23 protein-coding genes and 1 pseudogene are annotated in these 24668 nt (G+C 37.7%); 8 read left to right on the forward strand and 16 right to left on the reverse strand.

What is annotated here, in order from left to right; all coding sequences use genetic code 11:
• The first annotated feature begins 22 nt into the window (after positions 1 to 22).
• Positions 23 to 1219 (forward strand): glycine C-acetyltransferase, encoded by a 1197-nt coding sequence (kbl, locus tag BO26_RS06410; RefSeq protein ID WP_036770070.1) that lies wholly within the window; start codon positions 23 to 25, stop codon positions 1217 to 1219.
• Between the two features lie 9 nt (positions 1220 to 1228).
• Complete coding sequence (gene tdh, locus BO26_RS06415) at positions 1229 to 2254, forward strand: L-threonine 3-dehydrogenase (RefSeq protein ID WP_036770073.1); 1026 nt, start codon at positions 1229 to 1231, stop codon at positions 2252 to 2254.
• 70 nt (positions 2255 to 2324) lie between these two features.
• Here tdh and BO26_RS06420 read toward each other — a convergent pair whose 3' ends face one another.
• Together BO26_RS06420 and envC are read right to left on the reverse strand one after the other, a co-directional pair.
• Complete coding sequence (locus tag BO26_RS06420; RefSeq protein WP_036770137.1) at positions 2325 to 3233, reverse strand: divergent polysaccharide deacetylase family protein; 909 nt, start codon at positions 3231 to 3233, stop codon at positions 2325 to 2327.
• 5 nt (positions 3234 to 3238) lie between these two features.
• Positions 3239 to 4546, reverse strand: coding sequence for a murein hydrolase activator EnvC (gene envC, locus BO26_RS06425; RefSeq protein WP_036770075.1), 1308 nt, complete (start codon positions 4544 to 4546; stop codon positions 3239 to 3241).
• A 363-nt stretch (positions 4547 to 4909) separates the two neighbouring features.
• Here envC and BO26_RS06435 point away from each other — a divergent pair, with 363 nt between their 5' ends.
• From BO26_RS06435 to cysE, 4 genes are all read left to right on the forward strand, one after another.
• Positions 4910 to 5347: a rhodanese-like domain-containing protein gene (locus BO26_RS06435; RefSeq protein WP_036770081.1), complete on the forward strand. Its 438-nt coding sequence runs from the start codon at positions 4910 to 4912 to the stop codon at positions 5345 to 5347.
• Positions 5348 to 5419: 72 nt separating this feature from the next.
• Positions 5420 to 5896: a protein-export chaperone SecB gene (gene secB / locus BO26_RS06440; protein WP_036770084.1), complete on the forward strand. Its 477-nt coding sequence runs from the start codon at positions 5420 to 5422 to the stop codon at positions 5894 to 5896.
• The gene (gene gpsA, locus BO26_RS06445; protein ID WP_036770085.1) at positions 5896 to 6918 is read left to right on the forward strand and encodes an NAD(P)H-dependent glycerol-3-phosphate dehydrogenase; all 1023 of its coding nucleotides are present in this window, start codon (positions 5896 to 5898) and stop codon (positions 6916 to 6918) included. Before secB ends, gpsA begins: the two co-directional genes overlap by 1 nt.
• A 50-nt stretch (positions 6919 to 6968) precedes the next feature.
• Positions 6969 to 7790 carry a serine O-acetyltransferase gene (cysE, locus tag BO26_RS06450; protein ID WP_036770086.1) on the forward strand — a complete coding sequence of 274 codons (822 nt, stop codon included), beginning with the start codon at positions 6969 to 6971 and terminating at the stop codon, positions 7788 to 7790.
• A gap of 110 nt (positions 7791 to 7900) precedes the next feature.
• On the opposite strand, the gene trmL is transcribed toward cysE, so the two are convergent.
• Positions 7901 to 8389, reverse strand: a complete 489-nt coding sequence (gene trmL, locus BO26_RS06455) for a tRNA (uridine(34)/cytosine(34)/5-carboxymethylaminomethyluridine(34)-2'-O)-methyltransferase TrmL (RefSeq protein ID WP_036770087.1) — start codon at positions 8387 to 8389, stop codon at positions 7901 to 7903.
• 178 nt (positions 8390 to 8567) lie between these two features.
• Between trmL and BO26_RS06460 the strand changes: the two genes are divergently transcribed.
• Positions 8568 to 8825, forward strand: a complete 258-nt coding sequence (locus BO26_RS06460; RefSeq protein WP_036770088.1) for a type II toxin-antitoxin system RelB/DinJ family antitoxin — start codon at positions 8568 to 8570, stop codon at positions 8823 to 8825.
• Between the two features lie 3 nt (positions 8826 to 8828).
• Complete coding sequence (locus BO26_RS06465) at positions 8829 to 9002, forward strand: type II toxin-antitoxin system YafQ family toxin (RefSeq protein ID WP_236637355.1); 174 nt, start codon at positions 8829 to 8831, stop codon at positions 9000 to 9002.
• A gap of 146 nt (positions 9003 to 9148) precedes the next feature.
• Here the strand turns inward: BO26_RS06465 and galE are convergent, their stop codons facing one another.
• The 13 genes and pseudogenes from galE to BO26_RS06530 all read right to left on the reverse strand — a co-directional run.
• Positions 9149 to 10168 (reverse strand): UDP-glucose 4-epimerase GalE, encoded by a 1020-nt coding sequence (gene galE / locus BO26_RS06470; protein WP_036770090.1) that lies wholly within the window; start codon positions 10166 to 10168, stop codon positions 9149 to 9151.
• Between the two features lie 71 nt (positions 10169 to 10239).
• A complete protein-coding gene (locus BO26_RS06475) occupies positions 10240 to 12201 on the reverse strand; it encodes a polysaccharide biosynthesis protein (protein WP_036770093.1) in 1962 nt (653 codons plus the stop codon).
• 88 nt (positions 12202 to 12289) lie between these two features.
• A complete protein-coding gene (locus BO26_RS06480; protein WP_236637356.1) occupies positions 12290 to 12853 on the reverse strand; it encodes a sugar transferase in 564 nt (187 codons plus the stop codon).
• Between the two features lie 19 nt (positions 12854 to 12872).
• Entirely contained in the window at positions 12873 to 13805 is a 933-nt protein-coding gene (locus BO26_RS06485; protein ID WP_036770100.1) for a UDP-glucose 4-epimerase family protein, read from the reverse strand.
• Positions 13805 to 14926: a glycosyltransferase family 4 protein gene (locus BO26_RS06490; protein WP_036770103.1), complete on the reverse strand. Its 1122-nt coding sequence runs from the start codon at positions 14924 to 14926 to the stop codon at positions 13805 to 13807. The genes BO26_RS06485 and BO26_RS06490 overlap by 1 nt, the downstream gene beginning before the upstream one ends.
• Before the next feature lie 73 nt (positions 14927 to 14999).
• Positions 15000 to 16037: an SDR family oxidoreductase gene (locus tag BO26_RS06495; RefSeq protein ID WP_036770106.1), complete on the reverse strand. Its 1038-nt coding sequence runs from the start codon at positions 16035 to 16037 to the stop codon at positions 15000 to 15002.
• Positions 16038 to 16040: 3 nt separating this feature from the next.
• Complete coding sequence (locus BO26_RS06500; protein ID WP_036770109.1) at positions 16041 to 17318, reverse strand: nucleotide sugar dehydrogenase; 1278 nt, start codon at positions 17316 to 17318, stop codon at positions 16041 to 16043.
• Between the two features lie 91 nt (positions 17319 to 17409).
• Positions 17410 to 19341 (reverse strand): asparagine synthase (glutamine-hydrolyzing), encoded by a 1932-nt coding sequence (asnB, locus tag BO26_RS06505; protein ID WP_036770112.1) that lies wholly within the window; start codon positions 19339 to 19341, stop codon positions 17410 to 17412.
• Between the two features lie 2 nt (positions 19342 to 19343).
• Positions 19344 to 20501, reverse strand: a complete 1158-nt coding sequence (locus BO26_RS06510) for a glycosyltransferase family 4 protein (RefSeq protein ID WP_036770117.1) — start codon at positions 20499 to 20501, stop codon at positions 19344 to 19346.
• Complete coding sequence (gene wzy / locus BO26_RS24600) at positions 20498 to 21742, reverse strand: oligosaccharide repeat unit polymerase (RefSeq protein WP_036770119.1); 1245 nt, start codon at positions 21740 to 21742, stop codon at positions 20498 to 20500. The genes BO26_RS06510 and wzy overlap by 4 nt, the downstream gene beginning before the upstream one ends.
• 98 nt (positions 21743 to 21840) lie before the next feature.
• Positions 21841 to 22359, reverse strand: a complete 519-nt coding sequence (locus BO26_RS06520) for a serine O-acetyltransferase (protein ID WP_036770121.1) — start codon at positions 22357 to 22359, stop codon at positions 21841 to 21843.
• Between the two features lie 12 nt (positions 22360 to 22371).
• Entirely contained in the window at positions 22372 to 23250 is an 879-nt protein-coding gene (locus BO26_RS06525; RefSeq protein ID WP_036770124.1) for a glycosyltransferase family 2 protein, read from the reverse strand.
• 539 nt (positions 23251 to 23789) lie between these two features.
• Positions 23790 to 24434: pseudogene (locus tag BO26_RS06530) on the reverse strand (IS630 family transposase); the annotation flags it as partial.
• Positions 24435 to 24668 lie beyond the last annotated feature (234 nt).

Consider the following 24668-nt stretch of genomic DNA (forward strand, 5'->3'; position numbering starts at 1 on the left):
TTATTTAATCAGGAGAGAATAAATGTCAGCATCATTTTACCAGCAAATTAATGAACACTTAGAACAAGCTCATTCTGAAGGGCTATTCAAAAATGAACGTATCATCACATCTGCACAGAATGCTGACATTGCTGTCGCTGATGGTAGCCACGTTATTAACTTCTGTGCAAATAACTACTTAGGCTTGGCTAATCACCCTGATCTCATTGCTGCTGCTAAAGCGGGAATGGATAGCCACGGTTTTGGCATGGCATCTGTTCGCTTTATTTGCGGAACTCAGGATACTCATAAAGAGCTGGAGCAAAAACTGGCAGAATTCTTGGGCATGGAAGATGCTATTCTTTATTCTTCTTGTTTTGATGCTAACGGCGGTTTATTTGAAACGCTATTTGGGCCGGAAGATGCCATTATCTCTGATGCGTTGAACCACGCTTCTATTATTGATGGTGTCCGTTTATGCAAAGCGAAGCGTTATCGCTATGCTAATAATGACATGCAAGAGCTGAGAGCACAGCTGGAGAAAGCAAAAGCGGATAATGCCCGCCATATTGTGATTGCAACAGATGGCGTGTTTTCGATGGATGGTGTAATTGCTGACTTGAAATCTATTTGTGATCTGGCTGATGAATTTGGTGCAATGGTCATGGTGGATGATTCTCATGCTGTTGGTTTTGTTGGTGCACATGGTCGCGGTACTCACGAGTATTGTGACGTAATGGATCGTATTGACATCATTACTGGCACATTAGGTAAAGCGTTGGGTGGTGCTTCCGGTGGCTATACTGCAGCCCGTAAAGAAGTTGTTGAATGGTTGCGCCAGCGTTCACGCCCATATCTGTTCTCTAACTCACTGGCGCCAGCAATTGTCGCGGCATCTATTAAAGTACTGGATATGCTAAAAGAGGGTGATGCGTTACGTGATCGTCTGTGGAAGAACGCAAATCTGTTCCGTGAAAAAATGACAGCGGCAGGTTTCACTTTGGCAGGTGCTGACCACGCGATTATCCCTGTCATGTTAGGTGATGCAAAATTGGCGCAGGAATTTGCCGCAGAATTACTGAAAGAAGGCATTTATGTTACAGGTTTCTTCTATCCGGTAGTCCCTAAAAATCAGGCCCGTATCCGCACTCAAATGTCAGCGGCACATACGGAAGAGCAAATTGAACGTGCAGTTGCAGCGTTCACGCGAATTGGTAAGCAATTAAAAGTAATTGCGTAAGGTATCTCTATGAAAGCATTGTCAAAGTTAAAGGCAGAAGAAGGTATCTGGATGACCGATGTGCCCGCGCCAGAGCTGGGGCATAATGATGTGATGATAAGAATCCGTAAAACTGCGATTTGTGGTACGGATGTACACATCTATAACTGGGATGACTGGTCGCAAAAAACAATTCCTGTACCAATGGTTGTCGGTCATGAATATGTTGGTGAAGTTGTTGCAATTGGTCAGGAAGTGAAAGGTTTTAAAATTGGTGATCGTGTATCTGGTGAAGGGCACATCACTTGTGGTCATTGCCGTAACTGTCGTGGTGGTCGAACTCACCTATGCCGTAATACGGTTGGTGTAGGGGTAAATCGTCCAGGCTGTTTTGCCCAATATCTGGTTATTCCTGCATTTAATGCATTCAAAATCCCGGATAACATCTCTGATGAATTAGCTTCTATTTTTGACCCATTTGGCAATGCTGTTCATACCGCGCTTTCGTTTGATCTGGTGGGCGAAGATGTGTTGGTTTCCGGTGCAGGGCCAATTGGTATTATGGCGGCGGCAGTGTGTAAGCATGTTGGGGCGCGACATGTTGTTATTACAGACGTTAACGAATATCGCCTTGAATTGGCACGTAAAATGGGTGTTACTCGTGCGGTGAATGTTAGTAAAGAAAATCTGACAGATGTCATGGCAGAGTTGGGTATGACCGAAGGTTTTGATGTTGGTTTGGAAATGTCTGGTGCGCCCGCAGCATTTCGTACCTTATTGAATACCATGAATCACGGTGGTCGAGTCGCCCTGTTGGGTATTCCACCATCAGATATGGCAATTGACTGGAATCAGGTGATTTTCAAAGGCTTGTTTATTAAAGGCATTTATGGCCGTGAAATGTTTGAAACCTGGTACAAAATGGCAGCATTGATTCAATCTGGCTTGGATCTGACGCCCATTATCACTCACCGATTCTCTATTGATGACTTCCAAAAAGGCTTTGACACTATGCGTTCAGGCCAATCTGGTAAAGTTATTCTGAACTGGGATTAATCAGTAAGTTACCGCTAAGATTGACAGGCGCCTTCAGTTCTTGAGCGCCTGTTTTTTATTAAGTGAGTTTCTATTTTGCTTTATCCTGAGATTTATCTTCGGTCAATTTCTGAATATATTGGTTCACCGTATTCACAATATGGTTATCAACCAGAGTATCGCCAATGATTGCCAGATAGTCTTTGCTGGTAACGGTATCTGATGCCTCTTTTATTTCACACTGCTTGCCCCATTTATGCTGATTACCACCAGCAGGTGTGCCACTTAACAACATGCTTGGGCTGACTAGTTCAATATCAGCGGGAAGTGTTGGCAGCATTTTTTGTAATGCACGAATGGTTGTTGGGTGAGGATGGCCGATAGCAATAGCGGAGCCATTCTTACGGGCAATGGAAATTGCCCGATTTAACTGGTAGCGGGTTTCCGCCTCTGATTGTACATCGTCTAGAAAAACATTACGGCGGATAACACGGACAGGCGTACCTTTTGCCGCCTTTGTAGCTTGTGTGTTCCCAATTGTAACACTATCGAGAAAATAGAGGTGAGAGCGGGACAGTGAATGCATAACTTTCTGCATTCCCGGCAAGCTTGAAGTCATGGCGCTGCCCATATGGTTATTCATTCCTACAGCATAGGGGACCTTCTGTATTGCGCGCTGGATGATACGGTCAATTTCTTCACTGCTCATTGTTGGCTGGAGTGTATCTGGCTCTAACAATTGTTTACTGAGCGGTGCCATTGGCAGATGAATTAAAACTTCTCGTCTTTGTTTATATGCTTTTTCTGCCATTTCCCTGCCATATGGGGAATCTGGCAGAATGGCGATAGAAATCGCAACAGGCATCTGCAATATTTTGCTTTCATTATGAGGACGGTAGCCAAAGTCATCAATAACAATGGCCAGACGAGAGGCATTGGCTTGTAGACTGAAAAACAGCAGAGCAATAGCAGCGAATTTTGTGAACCAGAGTTGTCTCACCTGAATTATCTCCCAAGCCATGGTTGTGGGTTTACGGCTCTCCCCTGACGGCGGATTTCGAAATAAAGCGCGGGTTGATTTTGGCCGCCACTGTTACCAACCAGTGCGATGGGTTGCCCAGCACGAACTTGTTGACCAACGCTGACCAAGGCACTTTGATTATAGCCATAGAGACTCATATCGCCTTTACCGTGCTCTATAACGACAACTAGTCCGTAGCCTTGCAGCCAGTCAGCTAGTAGTACCCGTCCATCGGATATCGCTTTGACTTCAGTACCTTCTGTGGCAGAAATCACCATACCTTTCCAGCGTAATTCACCTTGCAGAGCTTCTCCAAACCCATGTATCACTCGACCGTGGACAGGCCAGATTGCCTGACCAGCGGGACGTCCAAGGCCCCCGGTACGTGCCATTAATGCGCGTTCATCTTCAGTGGGTTTATAGCTAGAACCTTTCTGTTGTGCTTGTTTTTGTTTCGCTGCAATTTGAGCACGGACGCGAGCGGCTTCTCTGGCTTCCCGTTCAGCACGTGCTTTCGCTTCTCGCTCTGCTTTAGCAATTTTATCTCTCAGACGGGTTTCATTTTGTTTTAACTCAGTAAGGTATTGCTGGTCTTTCTTCAGGGAAGACTCCAGCTCCGTCAGGGTTTTTTGTCGGGCGTTGCGGGCAACTTCCATCTGCTGCTTTTGTTGCTGTTGTTCGGCCAGAATTTGTTTGTGCTCTTCTTGTTTTTGCTGTTCAAGTTTTTTCTGTTCAGTTAAATCAACGGTGGTTTGTTCAAGCTTAACAATAGTGTCCTGGCGGGCTTGATTAAGATAACTATAGTAAGCGAGGATGCGCTCACCACGTTTGCCTTCCTCACCTTTGAACATCAGTTCAAGCCCTTGATGTTGTCCCTGACGAAATGCAGCATCTAACTGGCGTGCTAGCATATCTTGTTGCACTTTTTGCTGTTTTCTCAGTTTCTTGATATTGGCATTGAGAGCAGTAATTTCTTTATCTAGCTTACTGAGGTGAGTTTGGGTGCTGTGTAGAGAGAGTCCCACTTTAGAGATTGTATTTTCCTGATCTTTCAGTTGATTTAACAATGTGCTGCGTTGTTGTTGCTGTTGTTGCACACTCTTCTCTTTTTCTGCGATGTTTTGCTGAAGTTCTTTAAGCTGGTTTTTATTGTCGGTAATCTGGTTGGCAAAGGCATTAAAGCTGAAAACAGCAGACAAGAAAGCACAGAATAATAAGACATGGATTTTATTCCGCCATAGGTTCTGATTGAGCCGATAATTACGGCTATATATTTCTTTATTGTCAGCCATTTCTATAGATATGCCTTGTTGCGATATACGCCATATTATTCCATGATGAACAATTACTTACCATATGCTGTGCTGGTTTTTTACACTTCCTGATAATTCTGCCTTAACATTGAAATTGGATAATAATAAACATATTAGCTACTTTAGCCTACTTATTGTCGAAATTCCTGTATGTATTCAGTGTGGCAGAGAATATTCTGGGTATGAACTTAAAGCCTGCCATTTTCAGGATATTTTTATTTTTCTCGAAACTCTCCGCAAAATTTCATTGAGCTTGCGCTATTTGGCTGTAATTGACGCAGCACAAAGGTATACTCTGGAACCTTAGATATTTGTTATTAACCAACGGGAGTTTTTGTCCCCATGCTGCAAGAAATCATGCAATTTATTAACCAGCATATGCTTATCAGCCTCATTTGGATTGCGTTGCTGGTTGCCGTTATTGTGACTACGGCGAGAGGTTTCTTCTCGAAAGCCAAAGAGATAACCCGTGCACAAGCTATTAATTTGATCAATAAAGAAGAAGCTATCGTTGTGGATTTGCGTTCCCGTGAAGATTTCCGCAAAGGGCATATCATTGGTTCAATAAATCTGACGCCATCTGAAATTAAAGACAACAATCTGGCTGAGTTGGAAAAACATAAAGGGCAGCCTGTAATTGTTGTTTCAGCTAATGGTACTGAATCTCGTACTCCAGCAGAAAGTCTTATTCGTGCTGGCTTTGAGCATGTATGTTCTTTGAAAGAGGGATTGGCTGGTTGGACAGGTGAAAACTTGCCATTGGCGCGTGGTAAAAAGTAATTATTTGGGTGTGGGTGGTTGCACTCACATAGAAAATTTAATAAGGACATCTAAAGAAAGGTAGCAATTATTATGTCAGACCAAAACAACACAGAAATGACTTTCCAGATCCAACGTATCTATACCAAAGATATCTCTTTTGAAGCACCAAACGCGCCACAGGTGTTTCAGCAGGAATGGCAGCCGGAAGTAAAACTGGACTTGGATACGACTTCCAGTGAATTGGTTCAGGGAGTTTATGAAGTTGTTCTGCGAGTCACTGTGACGGCAACTCTGGGTGAAGAGACAGCATTCTTATGTGAAATACAGCAAGGTGGCATTTTCTCTATCGAAGGTATCGAAGGAACCCAGCTGGCTCATTGTCTGGGTGCATATTGTCCAAATATCCTGTTCCCATATGCCCGTGAATGCATCACCAGCCTGGTGAGTCGTGGTACTTTCCCACAACTGAATTTGGCTCCGGTAAACTTTGATGCTTTGTTCATGAATTACCTGCAACAGCAGGCAGAACAATCTCAGGATGGTGAGCAGGCTCAACAGGAAGCCTAATGAATAACACTGCTTCTATGACAGTTATCGGTGCCGGTTCATACGGCACCGCATTAGCCATTACGTTAGCTCGTAATGGTCATGATGTTGTGCTCTGGGGGCATAATCCAGCGCATATTCAAGCTTTGCAGCAGGCACGTTGCAATCAGGAATTTCTGCCGGATGTGACTTTTCCTGATAGTTTATTGCTTGAAGCAAACCTGACAAAAGCACTGGCGGCAAGCCGTAACATTCTTGTTGTCGTTCCTAGCCATGTGTTTGGTGAAGTGTTAAAGCAGGTAAAACCCCATTTGCGGCCTGATTCTCGTATTGTCTGGGCAAGTAAAGGCTTAGAAGCTGATACTGGCCGATTATTGCAGGATGTGGCTCGTGAGATATTAGGTAATAAAATACCGTTGGCGGTGCTTTCGGGTCCAACATTTGCCAAAGAACTTGCGGCGGGTTTACCTACTGCGATTGCTATCTCTGCGACTGAACCTGCTTTTGGTGATGAACTTCAACAATTACTCCATTGTGGCAAAAGCTTCCGTGTTTATAAAAACCTCGATTTTATTGGTGTTCAGCTTGGTGGTGCGGTAAAAAACGTCATTGCTATTGGCGCCGGAATATCTGACGGTATGGGGTTTGGTGCTAATGCTCGTACTGCATTGATTACCCGTGGATTAGCAGAAATGAGTCGCCTTGGTATAGCGCTTGGCGCGGATCCTTCCACCTTTATGGGCATGGCGGGATTGGGTGATTTGGTTTTAACTTGTACTGATAACCAATCACGTAACCGTCGTTTTGGCATGATGTTGGGGCAAGGAGTGAATGTTGAAGAGGCCCAGAGCCAGATTGGTCAGGTTGTTGAAGGTTATCGCAATACTAAAGAAGTGCGTGAGTTAGCTAATCGCGCGGGAGTAGAAATGCCGATCGCAGAGCAAATCTATCAGATACTGTATTGCAATAAAAATGTGATAGAAGCTGCTCAAGCATTGTTAGGAAGAGCCAGAAAGGATGAGAGCGATGATATACGCTCTTAAATCATAATAAAAAATCTAATGAAATAGGTTCTATTGTGAGAGTGAAGATTATGTCACTAGAAGAATTGGACGAAGTTTGGAAGAGCATAAAAACAGAGGCGAGAGCACTGGCTGAATGTGAACCGATGTTGGCCAGTTTTTTTCATGCGACGTTACTCAAGCATGAAAATCTTGGTAGTGCCTTAAGTTATATGCTGGCCAATAAACTGGCTACACCGATTATGCCGGCTATTGCTGTCAGAGAAATTGTAGAAGAAGCCTATGGTTCAGATAAGCAGATGATTGTCTCTGCTGCTCGTGACATCATAGCGGTACGTTTACGTGATCCTGCGGTAGATAAATACTCGACGCCTCTGCTTTATCTTAAGGGGTTTCATGCTTTGCAAGCCTATCGTATTGCTCATTGGATATGGGGGGAGGGGCGCAAAGCATTAGCGATTTACCTGCAAAACCAGATTTCAATGTCTTTTGGCGTTGATATTCACCCAGCGGCAAAGATTGGCTGTGGCATCATGCTTGACCATGCTACTGGTATTGTGATTGGTGAAACAGCTGTAGTGGAGAATGATGTTTCTATCCTGCAATCTGTAACCCTTGGAGGTACAGGTAAATCAGGTGGTGATCGTCACCCTAAGGTCAGGGAAGGGGTGATGATTGGTGCCGGTTCAAAAATACTTGGCAATATCGAAATTGGTCGTGGGGCAAAAATTGGCGCTGGTTCGGTTGTCCTTCGTTCTGTTCCGCCACACACAACAGTTGCCGGGGTACCTGCCCGTATTGTCGGTAAACCTGAAAGCGAAAAGCCATCATTGGATATGAACCAGCATTTTAATGGTATCAATAATGGCTTTGAGTATGGTGATGGGATTTGATTTTTTGAATCACTGCGTTGAGAAATATACTGTTTATAAAGCTGAATACTCAAAAATGCCGTGGTCTTTTAATTGATTAAATGCACGGCATTAACTTTAGTCAATGACAATTACTCTTTCAATAAAGCACCTGAATACCCCAATTGCCGCCAGGCTTCAAAAACCACAACAGCAACTGAATTAGAAAGATTCATACTTCGGCTGTCTGCCAGCATTGGAATACGGATCTTTTGTTGTGGTGGCATATTGTCCAGAACGTAAGGTGGTAGCCCTCTGGTTTCCGGCCCAAACAGCAAATAATCCCCATTTTGATAACTTACCGCACTGTGTGCTGGTGTTCCTTTTGTTGTGAGTGCAAACAGGCGAGCAGAAGATTCAGCTGTTAACCCTTCGCTCTCCAAAAAGGAGTGATAATCATGATGTTGCTTGATATTGGCAAACTCATGATAATCCAGCCCGGCTCGGCGTAGCCTTTTATCATCCCAGGTAAAACCCAGAGGCTGAATCAGATGCAACTGAAAGCCGGTGTTAGCACAAAGACGAATAATATTACCGGTATTAGGTGGGATTTCAGGTTCAAATAAAACGATGTTTAGCATATGCCCCCCAGAAACAAGGGGCACAGATTAGCAGAAATTGAGTAGGGATGCAGAGGGGATTTCATCTCTGGTTTATCTGTTGGAACATCTTTCAGAAATTACTCATCACTTGGACACATTCATTTGCTTGTGGCTACAATATGGCTATTATGTAGACAAACATTGATGGAGGTTTCTTATGGCTGATACCGTTGTACGTGCCCGTGTTAATCCTAAATCCAAAGCGGCGGCGATGGCTAATGCGAAAGCGATGGGGCTGAATCTTTCCACTATAATTCGTATGGTGGTTAATCGTCTGGCTGTTGAGCCAGAATTGCCTGCTAAGTTGTTGCAGCTTAATCAGGAGACATTACAGGCTATTCGAGATCTGGAAAATGGCGTAGGTGTTCACCGAGTTGATACGATAGATGAACTAAAGCGTGATCTTGGATGGTAAATAATGCTAAAGATTGTTTACCAGAGTCGTTTTAAAAAAGATGCAAAACGTTATGCTAATAATAAAAAAGCTCAATCTGTTATCTTGAAAGCTATTGAGCTTTTACACACTGGTGAGCTTTTACTAGAGCGTTACCGTGAACATTTCATTAGCAGGCCAATATATTGGCTACCTTGAATGTCACGGAGCGCCAGATATTTTGCTGATTTATCAGCGTACAAAGACTGAATTAAAACATATTGGGTGGGTAGTCACTCAGATTTATTCTGAATCTTAATCCTTATTAACTTATTAAGGAACCAGACAGTATAGAGATATACATCTCAATTAGAACGAAAACCATTGGGATTATTCTTCTGCCAATTCCAGCTATCACACATCATATCGTCAATATTGCGTGTTGCTTGCCAGCCGAGAATTTCATGGGCTTTGGATGGATCAGACCAACACTCAGCAATATCTCCAGGGCGCCTATTTGTAATTTTGTGGGGAATCTTCTTACCTGAGGCTTTCTCAAAAGCATGAAGCAATTCAAGTACAGAATAACCGGTCCCGGTTCCTAAATTGAAAACTTCATAGGATGGTTGTGTATCCAGATAGTCAATAGCAGCAATATGGCCTTCAGCCAAATCCATCACATGAATATAATCACGAACACCGGTGCCGTCTTTGGTTGGGTAATCGTTGCCATAGACTGATAAACATTCCAGACGACCAATAGCAACCTGAGTGATATAAGGCAGCAGATTATTGGGAATACCGTTAGGATCTTCGCCAATCATACCTGATGGATGTGCACCAACAGGATTGAAATATCTTAGACTGGTGATTTTGAAACTTGGCTCGGCAGCGGCAAAATCTTTTAGAATTTGCTCGACCATCAGTTTAGACGTGCCATAAGGATTAGTTGTACCGCCTACTTTGGCATTTTCAGTTAGAGGTACAAACTCAGGATCGCCATAAACTGTTGCAGATGAGCTGAAAATCAGTTGATGTACGCCATTGGCACGCATAGCCTGCAACAGAACCAGGGTACCAGTAACATTATTCTGATAATACTCAAGTGGCTTTCTGGTGGATTCACCAACTGCTTTTAATCCAGCAAAATGGATGACAGTGTCTATTTTATTTTCTTGGAAAATTTTATTTAATAAATTTAGGTCAAGAACATCACCTTGGTAGAACTTTACTGATTTGCCTGTGAGTTTTTCAACTCGGCGAAGAGATTCTGGTGATGAATTACAGAGATTATCAATAACAACAACATCGGCTCCTTTTTCCAAAAGCGCTAATACTGTATGGGAACCAATGTAGCCGGCTCCACCGGTGATTAAAGTAATCATTTAAATCCTTTAATAAATTTTATTACATAAATAATTGATGTATTTATTATGAGAGTTAATTATTTTAATGATCAAGGAAAGGGTGTATGTAATTCAGATATAAAAAATTCAATATTATGTTTTCCGGCTTGGATTACATCAAAATCGAGTTTTGTTTGGGCTTTCCAAACTAAATCACATATCCCATCTGTTGGTGAGAATGCGGCTGGCGCTTTTAATAGCAATCGGCGAATTTTCTCGTGATCAGAACTGTGGCATGCATCTGCTAACTCGACTAAAAGCTCACGTAATATCGGCCATGGTAACATGCTTTCTTGAGCAGTCATGATACGCGGGTGAGCAGTGTTATTTACTGCATCGCCAATGAGTAATTCTTCAAATAACTTTTCACCTGGGCGAAGTCCTACAACTTCTACTTCTATATCTCCTTCTGGGTTCTGCTTGTTTTTCAATGTTAGGCCACTTAATCTGATCATACGGTGAGCTAAATCAAGGATCTTAACAGGATTGCCCATATCAAGAACAAAGACATCTCCTCCAGTACCCATGGCCCCAGCTTGAATGACTAATTGGGAAGCCTCTGGAATTGTCATAAAGTAACGAATAATATCGGGATGAGTCACAGTGATGGGGCCACCATTCAGAATTTGCTTTCGAAACAGTGGAACGACAGAACCTGATGATCCCAATACATTGCCAAAACGAACCATACAAAAACGGGTTTGATTTTGTGCTTCAGCTAAAGCTTGCAAAATCAATTCTGCCAAGCGCTTAGTAGCTCCCATAGTATTGGTAGAACGAACTGCTTTATCCGTTGAAATGAGAACAAAGGTTTCAACACCCGCTTTTATAGCCGCTTGAGCGCTATAAAGAGTACCAAATATATTGTTACGTATTCCTTCGACTACGTTATATTCAACTAAAGGAACATGCTTATAAGCAGCCGCATGATAGACAGTTTGAATTTGAAAGCTAGCCATTGCAGTACTTAAACGACACTGATGCTGAACTGAACCTAGAAGAGGTATGATCTCAGTTTTAATATTTTCACGATGGCATTGTTCATTAAGTTCTTTGTCAATTGCGTAAAGGTTATATTCAGATAATTCAAATAATACTAACTTAGCAGGTTTACAGCGTAATATTTGACGACATAGTTCAGAACCAATAGAGCCTCCAGCTCCTGTCACCATGACATACTTATTCGTTATATTTGCATTCATTAATTCAGGTATTGGTTCTACAGGATCACGTCCTAATAGATCTTCTATAGAAACCTCTTTTAATTCATCAATAAATGCATTCCCTTTTACTAAGTCAGTCATACCTGGAATAGAGAGAACTTCACATGGAAAATGTTCTAAGCGGTGGATGACATTTTGACGTGTTGACCTGGGGGCACTAGGTATTGCTAATAATATTTTCTTAATGTTAAAACGAAGAATTAATTCATCAATATTCTCAGGGGGATAGACACTAATTCCTTGAATCATTGTCTTATGTAGGGTTATATCATCGTCAACAAATGCGACAGGAAAATACTCTTGCCCTTGATTTAGTGCTAATTGTAATTGTCGGCCTGATGAACCGGCGCCATAGATCAATACAGGAATTCTGTTGTTTTTATTTCTATTAACCAACATTTGGAAAAATAATCTAATGCCACCGACTAACAGTATAGCAAATGCGAAATAAATTATAGGTACAGTACGTGGTAGAAAAATGCTAAAAAAGAAAGCCGATATTACTAATAATATAGTAGATACTGAAATTCCTAAGGCTACTGTCCATAAAACTTTAAAACCTACATAGCGCAATACTGCTCGATATAATCCTAATTTTATAAAAACTAATATAGTCACCGGAGTGAGTATTGCTAATAGTCCCCATTGAGGTAAATTAGAAATGGGAATTTGTGTATCAAGACGAACCCAATATCCGCCCCAAAAAGCAATACTCAATAGTCCTATGTCCACTAAAATAGAGATAGTTCGTTTGAGCTTTCGAGGAAGCGCAAGAAAATAAATTAACATTATATTTTATGCCTACTAATTTGCATGGTTGAGGTTGATATTGCTGTTTTGAATAGTTGTAACATTAAAAGACATGAGAAAAAAACTATTAATATTTAACCCTATCGCCAGAACCTTTACCAGTAACTGTCTGGATAATGTATTTGAAATAATCAGTTAATGTGAGTGAATTAATCATATTAGCATCCATTTCAGCTAATAATTTTGGTGTAGACATATCTATGGTGTTTACTTGTGCTAAACCTGTAATTCCTGGCTTCACATTAAATACATTACGAAGTTCTCTTTCAGCGATTAGTTCTTCTTGATTAAAGAGACAGGGTCGAGGTCCGACAAGGCTCATTTCCCCTTTCAACACATTCCATAATTGTGGTAGCTCGTCTAACTTACTTTTACGTAAGAAACTACCAAATTTAGTAATAGAAGAAGAATTGGCTAAGTGACTTGCAACAGGGGCTGTATCTATTTTCATAGTACGTAACTTGACCAAAGTAAACGGTTTTTGAAATCGTCCCACACGTGTTTGCCGGAATAAAGGTGAACCTGTATCAAATAATCCGATAATAGTTAAGATAAATAAGATCGGGGAAGTTATAATCAACCCTATCAAGGAAAATATAATATCAAATATACGAATTATCAAAGTAGTCATGGGTAATAATTGATCCAATTTATTTATTAAATTCCACACTAGCAATTTTGGCTAATTCTTCATCCATTGTAACCGGTGGTGTCCAACCTAAAACCTGCTTAGTATGAGTAATATCCACGTGTAAAGAGCTACATAATCTGTCAGCAATAGGTTTCTTACGAAGCAAACCGGCAACGAAACGAATCCAATTCATTGGTACTGGGATTAATCTTGATGGTTTATCCAGAGCATTGGCCATTTTTTTTAGAAGCTCAGTAGTGGAAATATCTTGATCATCGCTGACCATAAAAGTTTGATTTGCTGCTTGTGGGTGATCGACACAGGTCACGATTAAATCAACTAGGTTATCTAGTGCTACTAAACTACGCTGATTATGAATAGCGCCTAGTGGCAGGGGTAAGCCTTTGTTCACTACCGTCATTAATGACCTAAAATTAGCTTTAACGCCAGGGCCATAGACTAAAGGTGGACGAATGATTACTAGTTCCATTCCCGTAAGATTTGCTAATTTTTTTAGTTCTTCTTCTGCTTCAGCTTTAGACTGCCCGTAAGCGTCACTTGGTGCTGGTATATCATTATATCGGAATGGGGTGCTGGGGGTTGTTTCTTCACCGTTTACTTTGATAGAACTAATAAAAATAAAACGCTTAACTCCAGCTGCTATTGCTTGGCGTGCTAAATTTAGAGTTCCTTCAACATTGACTTCTCTGAATGCAGCTAATGGATTCAGTACTGAATCATTCATGATATGGACTCGAGCGGCTGCATGGATAATAACTTTAACACCTTCCAGTGCTAGAGAATAGTCAGTATCGCAGTCAATAGTGCCACTGAAAAAATCAGAGGATTGGTTTGTTGGGCGAGTACGACCAAGAGTTTTAACTAATTTTCCTGATAATTTATCAAGAATGGCTCTACCAACGAACCCTGTGCTACCAGTCAGAAGAATCATTATAAAGATCCTTTTCCATCATATATCTCGAGATGTTTACTAATAACTAAAGATATATCAAATACACGTTCAGCTAATTTACGCCCTTCATTTGCCATATTATTTCTTTTTTCACTATTAGATATCAGATCTTGAATAGCTTCAGATAAGGCAAATGAATCTTTAACAGGTACAAGTAAACCAGTTACATTGTTTATAATTGCATCTCGACAACCTGGTACATCGGTTGTTATTACAGCTCTACCACAAGCTGCAGCTTCAATAAGACTTTTCGGGAGACCTTCTCGGTAGGATGGTAATACAATTATGTTTGCTTTTGACATGATATTATCAATATCGTGTCTATATCCCCAATATTCAACAATTCCTTGTTTGACCCAATGATCTATTTCTTCTTTTTTTACTGATTTTGGGTTTTCGTCAGTATTCCCAACGAGGACCATACGGATTTGAATACTTTCTGACTTCAAAATTTTTGCAGCATTGACAAACTCCATAACACCTTTATCATAAAGTAATCGAGCGACTAGCATTACAACAGGAATATCATTAGGTTCTGGAATTACATGGTAGTTATCAACTTTTACTCCTGAACCTCTAATTATTAAACTATTATCTTTTTTTAATATATTTAGACTACAGAATAAGTCCCGGTCATTTTTATTTTGGAATATAACGTTTGTTTTGTTATTATGTAAAGCTAACTTATAAAATTTAATGACTAAAAACCGTATTATCTTCGATTTAATTGTATTATCAATAAATATATAACCTAAACCTGATATAGACGCTACCCTTTTATTGATTCCTAAAATTAAACTAGCAATGCCTGCATATATAACTGGTTTAGATGTTACCATATGAATAATATCAGGTTTAATATTCTTGATAACTTGAAAAATTGTTTTAAATGTTTTTAGTTCATTAAACCATGATGTACCACTTCGGGATAATGGGAGTGGATGAACATTAATACCCAGTCCTATTAAGTAATGATATTGATTTGTAATACCACAGGCTAAATGAATATCATAGCCTTGATTCATTGCAGACAAAGCTATAGGAAGTCGATGTGAAATAAAAAACCAATCGACATTAACAACAAAAAGTAATTTTTTCATCCTAAATTACACCTTAGATATAAAAATAGGAGAACTTAACCTTGTATTTTAAGTCCCCCTTATAGTATATATACTAATTGTTCTTATATTCTTTCAAATACCATTGAGTAGCTAGTTTTATTCCTTGCCGTATTGTATGTGTTGGTTTATAGCCAAGAAGATTTGACGCTTTATTAATATCTGCTAATGAATGTTTTACATCTCCTTTTCGAAAGTCACGATGTATAGCAGGTAATATATTATCATTATTAAAATTATTGGCGACCAGTTCACTTTTAATCATCTCAAAAAGTTCATTGAGAGTTGTCTGTTGGCTAATTGCAACATTGTAGACTTGATTTATTGCATTATGATTTATGGTTGTGGCAGCTAATATATTGGCTTGAACAGCATTTGCGACAAAACAAAAATCACGGCTAGTTTTTCCATCCCCATTTATATAGATTTGTTCGCCTGCAAGCATTGTGGCTGTCCATTTTGGAATTACTGCAGCATAAGCTCCATTGGGATCCTGCCGTGGGCCAAATACATTGAAGTAGCGTAAGCCTATGCTTTGTAAATTATAAGTCCTTGCGAAAACACTAGCATATAATTCATTGGCATATTTTGTAACTGCATAAGGAGAGAGAGGGTTTCCAATGCGCTCTTCTATTTTTGGAAGTTCAGGATGATCGCCATAAGTAGAGCTGCTAGCGGCATAAACAAAACGTTTAGCTCCTGCATCACGGGCGGCTACTAGCATGTTTAAAAAACCACTAATGTTGGTAGCATTGCTTGTAATTGGATCATCTATTGAACGAGGTACAGATCCTAGGGCTGCCTGGTGAAGAATATAATCAACACCGACACTAGCCTTTTGACAATCATCTAGGTTTCGTATATCTCCCTCAATAAAATGAAATTTTTGCCATTGTTCTGGCGTAATAAGGTTTTTAACAAGCTCAAGGTTATGTTTATGGCCAGTAGCAAAGTTATCTAACCCAATAACGTTCTGATTTAATTTGAGTAAAGTTTCTAATAAATTACTTCCTATAAACCCAGCAACACCTGTAATAAGCCAAGTTGCTGGTTTTTGTTGTAATTGAATCTTTAATTGTTCATATAAAATCATTTGTTATAGTCTCCATAAATGTGCGCCTCTGGCTTTTATCTCTTCAACCGGCCAGGTACTTTTTACATCTGCAAATATACCTCCTTTAGTTAGTTTTGATAGCAAAGTATTCAGACCCATTTTGCGATAATCGTTATGATTGACGGTAGCTACCATTGCATGTACTTCTGGCAGGTCATCCCATTTTGTTAATGAAACATTATATTCATGCTGTGCTTCAGAGTTATCAGCTAATGGGTCATGAACCAATACATTGACACCATAGGCTTCTAGCTCATGAATAACATCAATTACTTTACTGTTGCGTAAATCTGGACAGTTTTCTTTAAATGTTAATCCTAAAATTGCAACGTTGCTTCCTTTAATTGGAATACTGGCAGCTATTAGGTTTTTAACAACTTGTTCTGCAATATATTTACCCATTCCATCATTGATTCTTCTACCTGCTAAAATAACTTGGGGATGGTAACCTAGCATTTCTGCTTTATTTGTTAAATAATATGGATCAACACCAATACAATGACCGCCAACCAATCCAGGTCTAAAAGGTAAGAAGTTCCATTTAGTTCCGGCTGCTTCTAGTACTTCTAATGTATCAATTCCAACGAATTCAAATATCATTGCAAGTTCATTCATCAAAGCGATATTGAGATCCCGTTGAGTGTTTTCAATCACTTTAGCAGCTTCAGCAACTTTGATTGAACTTGCAGGATATACTCCTGCAGTTATAACTGCTGCATAGGTATTTTTTACGACTTCTAAAGTTTCTGGAGTATCTCCTGAAACTACTTTGATTATTTTCGTAACTGTATGTTCTTTATCACCTGGATTAATGCGCTCTGGGCTATACCCGATATAGAAATCTTTCTTCCATTTTAGGTTTGAAAATTTTTCGAGCACTGGAATACAAATCTCTTCTGTAGCGCCAGGATAGACAGTTGACTCATAAACAACTACTGCTCCTTTTTTCATATATTTCCCTACTGTTTCTGAAGATTTTATCAGCGGGGTGAAATCTGGGCGGTGTGCTTCATCTACAGGAGTAGGAACAGCAACGATAATGAAATCAGCCTCTTTGAGAGAGGATGGATCTGTATAGTAATTTATTCGAGTTGCTGCTTTTAATTCTTCTGTAGAAACTTCCCCGGTAGGATCATAATGATTCTTATATGCAGAAACTTTGTTTTCAGAAAGATCAAATCCAATAGTATCAAATTGTTTACCAAACGCGACAGCAAGAGGTAGGCCAACATAACCTAAGCCAACAACAGCGATTTTCATCCTTAATGTTCCTCAAAATATGTAAAATAGTTACCTGTAATTAAAAACAGGTTTTTTTGAATCTATTATATCTAATATGTTGAATAACACTTCAATTAGAAGTGTTATAATCTTGATACCATTGCTGGAACATTAGTATTGCCCAAAGGACATTACTCCAATTCCTAATTCCGTCAGTATGTTCTTTCCAAAGATTCTGAATTTGAATAGGGTCAAAGAAACCTTCTTGTTTTATTCTTTTTTCATCTAAAAGGTCATTTGCCCATTCATATAATGGTCCTCTAAGCCAGTCACGGACTGGAATGCTAAAGCCTTTTTTAGGGCGTTCAATGAGGGAGGGTGGAACATATTTATATAGAATTTGTCTCAATGGCCATTTACTGGAATTGCCTCTTTCTTTATAGGAAATTGGTAACGAGTAAGCGAATTCAACAACATGATGATCAAGCATTGGGACACGAGTTTCCAAAGAGACTCCCATCGCTGCACGATCAACTTTGACTAAAATATCATCTGGTAAATAAGAATATGAGTCTATTACCATCATTTTCTCTTGATTATTTAACGAGTCAAAGCTGGATACCAAAGGGCTTTTGTCATCAGTAGACGCATTCAATACTAACTTATCAGTGCTGTTATAATGAGATAGTAAGTAATTCTTATAAAAATCTTCGAAATTACTTATTTCTAATAACTCAGCTCCTTTATGTATTTTGTCGCCTAGGTATACTTTTTTACCAGATGTAAGTACTAAACCCAGTTTATTAATTAAATTTGGTGAAATATAATTAATGAAGTTTTTCCCTATTTTACGTAAAGACATAGGAAGAGAATTAATCTTATTCCATGCGCTGAGGGTATTATTATATCGGCTATATCCATAGAAAAGCTCATCACCGGCATCACCAGATAATGCTACAGTGACATGCTGTTTTGCCATTTTCGCAACTAATAACATAGGAATTTGGCTAGAATCAGCAAATGGTTCAGAGTATATTTTTGAGATATTTGGTACTATATTTAATATATCCTGTGCAGTGACATATAATTCTGTATGATTAGTGCCTAAGTGTTCTGCTACTGCTTTTGCATATTCAGCTTCATTGTAGTTTTTCTCATTAAATCCGATTGTAAACGTTTGTATGGGGCGTTTTGAATGACTCTGCATCAGAGAAACGATAGTAGAAGAGTCAACGCCACCGGAAAGAAATGCACCTAATGGAACATCAGCCAACATTTGTTGTGAGATAGCCTTGGATAATAAAGATTCTAATTGTTCAACTGCTTCAGAATGGGTGCCTATAAAAGGATTTTCAATACTACTCAAAATAACCTTTTCTTTGGACCAGTAGACATTTTCTACTCCTTCTTTTGGAATAGAATTGGAAAAAGTTTTAAATGTACCTGGAGTGAGCTTAAAGATGTTTTCGAAAATGCTATTAGGAGCTTCAATATAACCTTTCTTTAGATAACCAGTTAGGACTTGCCTGTTTATTTCAGGTATAAATTCAGGGTGATGTTTAAATGATATCAGATCTGAACCAAATAAAAGTGAGTTGCCTTGCCAACCATAGTAAAGAGGCTTTTCTCCAATTCGGTCACGTGCCAAAGTTAGTGTATGTGTAGTATTATCCCAGAGAGCAAAGGAAAACATACCAGTAGATCTTTGTAATGTTTTTTCTAATCCCCAATTCTCAATGGCGCAAAGTAAAGTTTCAGTATCAGAATTTCCTTTCCAGGTTATATTTTTCAAATCTTTTCTAAGATTAAGGTGATTATATATTTCACCATTAAAAGAAATAGTAAAACGTTTGGAATGAGAATGCATGGGCTGGTGCCCTGTTTTGGTTAGATCAATTATAGCTAATCGACGATGAGAAAACGCAATACCAGTATTTATATTAAACCATATACCATTATCATCAGGACCACGGTGAGATATTGCATCTCCCATCTTTTGAAGAATAGCCGATGGATCTGAATGAAGTCCCTTTGGGCAATAAAATCCTGCAAATCCACACATAGTTAATTACCATTATTAATGATTTGGTTTTGATAAAAGTTTTTATAATTATCCCAAGCTTTTTCGATAGAAAAGTTATTCTTAATACGTAGATGGGCTAAATTAGCTAGTTTTTTTAACTCGTTTTCATTCATATTTATTAATTTTATGATGGCTTTTGCTATATACTCAGGTTGAAATGGTGGAACGATACTACCTGTATCACCAACAATAACTCTTGCTTCACCGACATCTGTCACTAAAGGTACAACCCCACAGCTCATTGATTCAGCAACAACATTAGGAAAACCTTCACTTTCTGACGGCATGCATAAGATATCGAATGCAGGCATTATATCCCATATATTCCTGATTTCGGATTTTATTACTAAGTATTTCTTAAGAGATAAGTTATTAAGATATGGTTGTAACAACTCTGCCTTTTCAATATTGCGCCCAATCATAACTAACTTAAGGTTTTTTATTTTATCTTCTGGAGTATTTTCAATCAAATATTGAAGAGCTTGAAGAAGATAAATATGTCCTTTAATAGGAGAATATCGGGCCACCATACCAATTATAAAGTTTTCATTACTTAATTTTAGATCGTTTCGTGTATTATTTCTTTTTTCTTTATTGGGTGAAAATAGATCTGTATCTATGCCATTATGGAATACATATATATACTTACCAGCATAACCAGCTTTTATGTGAGATTCTTTAGCTGATTCTGCGCAACAAATAATAGGAATAGGGTATCTTTTAGATATTACTGCACAAACCTTAGAGGTGAAACCAGTGATTCCTCTTGGTATTGCTGTTCTGCGTATACTCCAGATAATTTGAGATGTAATTCCTAAGCTTTTTGCTACAAGAAAACCTAAGAGGTTAGCGTGATACATCCAGCATTGAATAATAGTATCTTTATTTACCAGAGTTTTTAGTAGCTTTCTTAGTTGAAAAATTCCTTTCAAAACCCCTTTTCTACTGAAATTTGTTGTATATACACTAACTCCATGAGATCTTAATTTTATCATCAAGGGTGTTTGATCATCTATTAGTGAAATAACAATATGTTCTATATCTTTAGCGTGGGAGTGTAATATCAATTTTTCTAATTGGGATTCTGCTCCACCTTGGTGCAAGGAAATGATCAGATGAATAATAGTCATGTTACTCATAATACTATAGTCGATAACTTTCTTATTATGGCGAGTAAGAGTAAGAATAGAAATAAGGCATAACAGTATGTAGTAAATGTTCCCCACCAAGGTGGCATAACATATATTAACCATGATAACCAAAGAATATTCTTAGCATCATATGTTAAATTTATTTTCTTTACTAAAAACATAGATAACCATAATAGAGACAATGTAAAAATGATGTAATATATGCTTAATACTGGGGATATAAAAAACCAAGCTGGATAGGATATATTAGTATTCCATTGTCTATCTGTTTTGAAATGAGAGAATATATCAGTGGTAGTGATATATGTCCCTATGTTATCACGTTTAAATCCGTATACTAAGTGATCATATATAATTCCATGTAATCCATCGGCCCAAAAAGAACGGAATTGATCACTTTCCATTGCGTGTTCTATATATCCTGAATATCTAATTATTTCAGATAACATGCTAATGAGTTGGATCCGACCAATTAAATTATAAAATCCCTCATATACGATAGTAAAGTAATTGTTTATTGTTAGCGATGATATAAAATCATGAAAAAAATAGATAGAGAGTATATCTTCTGTAGTAAGTCTAAAATTCATTTTTAGTATAAAAATGAAAGGGTATAGTAATATTATTAATAAAATTATGAATAGTGATTTTATAATGCTAAAATTTTTTTTCTTATAATAGTTAAGGCCTTCCATAAATATAATTATGAGCAAAGGGCCACTCCATCCTCTGATTATATTTGAAATCAACCATAAAAAAATATTTAGCCTAAAATATTTGCTTCCTCTGAAGTAGCCGTAATATATAAAAACTAACATGTCAATGGGAATAAATATCCAAAAAATTCTCCATATGTTTTTATTGTTTTCAATATTAACTTCAGATGAGTTATGTCCATTATAAATAGAATAAATTAAAAAGAAAACTTGTAAAACGAAAATTAGAAAGCCGATTTTATTTGATATATATTTGGAGTTATTAGGATGAGTCAGAAAAGGATAAAGTGGCTTGATTTTTATCTTAAGATATAATTCAAAAATAAAATAAAGTATTATAATATAAGATGTTATAATAGATAAACTGGATATAATTATTAAGCCACTATCATGTGATTTTTTACCATCAACATCCCCCATTAGTTTGTCAGAGGATAATATTATAATAGTCGAAACTATATTTATTAGTATATAGATAAATAGCCATAAAGTTCTGTAATTTTTATCTCTCATATTTGATTTTTATTATCCATTTAGATAAAGTGATCTATTTATAGGTTTTTTAATTATATTGAGTTAGTATTGGCTTAGTAGATAAAAATATTACTAATTTATTTGCACTTTGCGGGTATTCCAACGGCTGTTTCACCATCACCAATATCTGTTATAACTACAGCATTGGCTCCAATAGTAGATGAATTACCTACACATATTGGGCCTAGTATTTTTGCTCCTGTAGCTATAACGACATTATTTCCAATTTTAGGTTGATTATCTTTGCTGGGTAGAGTAATGTCCTTGTTCCCTAATGTAACCCCGTTGAATATCTTGCAGTTATTTCCTATTGTTACATCTGCACCTATAACAATATCATGTCCATGAGATATTATAAGTCCGTATCCAATTTTTGCTTTTAGGGATATATCACTCGCATAAATAATTCTGATTAAATACTCAATAAGAACTCTAAAGAATATCCCAAAGATAGGTACTTTTGCCAGGCTTTGCCCAAGTCTAATAAAAAAGACTAAATGTAGAGTATGACTACAGATAAGCCATTTTAATTTTATTAAAATGTTCTTATTATTCACAACAGTATCTAGGTCTTTATAAAAATATTTTAAGCTCATTGAATATATCCATTAAGGTAGTCTGAAATTTTTTATTATAGAATATTTTTTTATTAAAATAAATAATGCAATAAGTATTTTTCTTGAGAACAAATGCTTATAAAATATCTTCATGTTTTCTTTTCTCTTATTTTTTAATGCGGCTAAGAAAAGAGTTAATGCAGCTGCAACAATATGACTCTTTAAGTCAGGATATTTTTCTTTAAAATAGGAAAATGTTTTAGAAAGCATTATTTTTGTCTTATTACCATCTGAAGCAATACCAATTCCTGCTCTGTAAACACCTAAGATTTCATTTCCGACAAATGCAGCATAATTATCACCTACCTGTTCTACATTCAAAAAATAATCTGTAACGGGTATATCTACCTGTGGGTAAAAAAAGGTATTTCTCCTATACATTTTTGAGCTATTCATTCCAATAGTGATATATTGAAGTATATCCTTTCTATAATATTTTCCATTTATAATTTTTTTAGTAAATAAGTCATCAACAATTCTTTTATCTGAATAAGATACTTTCACTCTATGCCATGATATATTGCATTTTGGATTTTTTTCCATAAAGGCAACTTGTATTTTTAATTTATTAGGTAGCCAGTAATCATCTCCATCAATATGACAAACATATTTTCCTGTGGCAAGTGAATGGGTGCTTAGGAAATTTTCTAATGCACCCAAATTTTTATCTCTTTGTATTATTTTTATGGAAGAAAAATTATTTGCATACTTTTTTATAATATCTGGAGTTCTATCTGTAGAGCAGTCATCACTGATAATGATTTCAAAATCAAAGTCTGTTTCTTGTGAAACAATACTTTCTAGACATTTTGTAATGTATTTCTCTTGATTATAAGTGACAACACATACAGAAACTAATGGAACACTCATTCTTAAAAACCTTTAAAATTAACTATTGGCTACAAGACAAATATTACCCAATAATACAGAGCGAAAATGCGAATATATTTTAGGCGAGAGCTATGGGTGAATGTTCACATTTTGGATAGGCAGAAATAAATCAAGATTAAGCTATTGGGTGACCAATCAGGCTTTCAGCTGACCAGTAAAATAAACCAAATAATACGCCTAATCTTATGTAGAAATATCATATTACTTTACTCTCCATATAAATAAGGTTGGGGGTGGCTATTTTTTGAATTTTGACGGATAGGTTGTTATATTATAATAGTCGGCATGAAATGCGTATAATTCTCTAGTTTTCAGAGGAAATATCTTAGAAATAGCACTTTTTAGTATTAACACGCTATTCACTCGATTTTGTTATTTCAGCAAACTTTTCGATATATTATATTATAGACTTTACTCTGAGAGTCGGCCTGAAATCTGTTTCCTATAAAATAATATTTCCTAAACATTCTATAATGTATTTTTCTTGATTATAAGTGACAATGTATACCCAAGAAACTTCAAGATGCAGTTTTTAGCACCTGAAAATGGTCGTTAATTCTAGATGTCAGCGAGTCCGCTATATCCGGTAGCGTTGTGGTGAAAAATTTGAACACGTTGTCTCGAAATTCCTGTTTATTAGCGAAATAACGGTTATTTCGAACCTGTTCATTCATGACCTTCCATAATCGCTCTATCGGGTTTAAATTGGGGCTGTATGGCGGAAGGTAATGTAACTCAATATTGCTCACATAAGCCCACTCCTTCACCAGATGCGCTTTGTTGTAACCCGCCCCATCCACAATAAGATGAATTTTTTGATGATAGTCAGGATAAGACTTTCTTATTTCATTGAAAAAACGACAAATGCTGTCGTCATTGATGGTTTGATATTCCTGAAACACCGTACGACCAATGGCATTCAGGTTGAGCGCGCCCAGGATATTCAGGCGAGTTCGGCTTCCTGTTGTTTTGACTGTTTTTTTCTCGCCTTTTCGCATCCAGCCATAACTGAGTCTGGTGCCCTGAGTCGGGTGAACCGCGTCAAGAAAAAGGATGGGTTCGTCTTTCGCGGTAACTTTAAGATTTTCGTAATATTCAATAAATTGTCGCTGTTTTTCTGCATCGAATTTATGAGGGACACCACCCGGTTTTTTAAGCGAGGATAATGATCTCCATTTCGGATAAAATCAAGCATCTTCAATGATTACGGATATATACTCAAGACACTTCAAAGTGCATGTTTGAAAAACGATTATATTGTTGAATTTAAATGTTTTTACGTCTGACGACTCAAGCATTTTGAAGTTCATTCGGTATATACCCAAGAAACTTCAAGATGCAGTTTTTAGCACCTGAAAATGGTCATTAATTCTCGATGTCAGCGAGTCCGCTATATC

The organism is Photorhabdus australis DSM 17609, assembly GCF_000711895.1.
GTDB classification, from domain to species: Bacteria; Pseudomonadota; Gammaproteobacteria; order Enterobacterales; family Enterobacteriaceae; genus Photorhabdus; species Photorhabdus australis.

Coding starts and splice junctions, on each gene's coding strand:
- kbl (WP_036770070.1), top strand. CDS start 23: ATGTCAGCATCATTTTACCAGCAAATTAATGAACACTTAGAACAAGCT.
- tdh (WP_036770073.1), top strand. CDS start 1,229: ATGAAAGCATTGTCAAAGTTAAAGGCAGAAGAAGGTATCTGGATGACC.
- envC (WP_036770075.1), bottom strand. CDS start 4,546: ATGGCTGACAATAAAGAAATATATAGCCGTAATTATCGGCTCAATCAG.
- BO26_RS06435 (WP_036770081.1), top strand. CDS start 4,910: ATGCTGCAAGAAATCATGCAATTTATTAACCAGCATATGCTTATCAGC.
- secB (WP_036770084.1), top strand. CDS start 5,420: ATGTCAGACCAAAACAACACAGAAATGACTTTCCAGATCCAACGTATC.
- gpsA (WP_036770085.1), top strand. CDS start 5,896: ATGAATAACACTGCTTCTATGACAGTTATCGGTGCCGGTTCATACGGC.
- cysE (WP_036770086.1), top strand. CDS start 6,969: ATGTCACTAGAAGAATTGGACGAAGTTTGGAAGAGCATAAAAACAGAG.
- trmL (WP_036770087.1), bottom strand. CDS start 8,389: ATGCTAAACATCGTTTTATTTGAACCTGAAATCCCACCTAATACCGGT.
- BO26_RS06460 (WP_036770088.1), top strand. CDS start 8,568: ATGGCTGATACCGTTGTACGTGCCCGTGTTAATCCTAAATCCAAAGCG.
- BO26_RS06465 (WP_236637355.1), top strand. CDS start 8,829: ATGCTAAAGATTGTTTACCAGAGTCGTTTTAAAAAAGATGCAAAACGT.
- galE (WP_036770090.1), bottom strand. CDS start 10,168: ATGATTACTTTAATCACCGGTGGAGCCGGCTACATTGGTTCCCATACA.
- BO26_RS06475 (WP_036770093.1), bottom strand. CDS start 12,201: ATGTTAATTTATTTTCTTGCGCTTCCTCGAAAGCTCAAACGAACTATC.
- BO26_RS06480 (WP_236637356.1), bottom strand. CDS start 12,853: ATGACTACTTTGATAATTCGTATATTTGATATTATATTTTCCTTGATA.
- BO26_RS06485 (WP_036770100.1), bottom strand. CDS start 13,805: ATGATTCTTCTGACTGGTAGCACAGGGTTCGTTGGTAGAGCCATTCTT.
- BO26_RS06490 (WP_036770103.1), bottom strand. CDS start 14,926: ATGAAAAAATTACTTTTTGTTGTTAATGTCGATTGGTTTTTTATTTCA.
- BO26_RS06495 (WP_036770106.1), bottom strand. CDS start 16,037: ATGATTTTATATGAACAATTAAAGATTCAATTACAACAAAAACCAGCA.
- BO26_RS06500 (WP_036770109.1), bottom strand. CDS start 17,318: ATGAAAATCGCTGTTGTTGGCTTAGGTTATGTTGGCCTACCTCTTGCT.
- asnB (WP_036770112.1), bottom strand. CDS start 19,341: ATGTGTGGATTTGCAGGATTTTATTGCCCAAAGGGACTTCATTCAGAT.
- BO26_RS06510 (WP_036770117.1), bottom strand. CDS start 20,501: ATGAGTAACATGACTATTATTCATCTGATCATTTCCTTGCACCAAGGT.
- wzy (WP_036770119.1), bottom strand. CDS start 21,742: ATGAGAGATAAAAATTACAGAACTTTATGGCTATTTATCTATATACTA.
- BO26_RS06520 (WP_036770121.1), bottom strand. CDS start 22,359: ATGAGCTTAAAATATTTTTATAAAGACCTAGATACTGTTGTGAATAAT.
- BO26_RS06525 (WP_036770124.1), bottom strand. CDS start 23,250: ATGAGTGTTCCATTAGTTTCTGTATGTGTTGTCACTTATAATCAAGAG.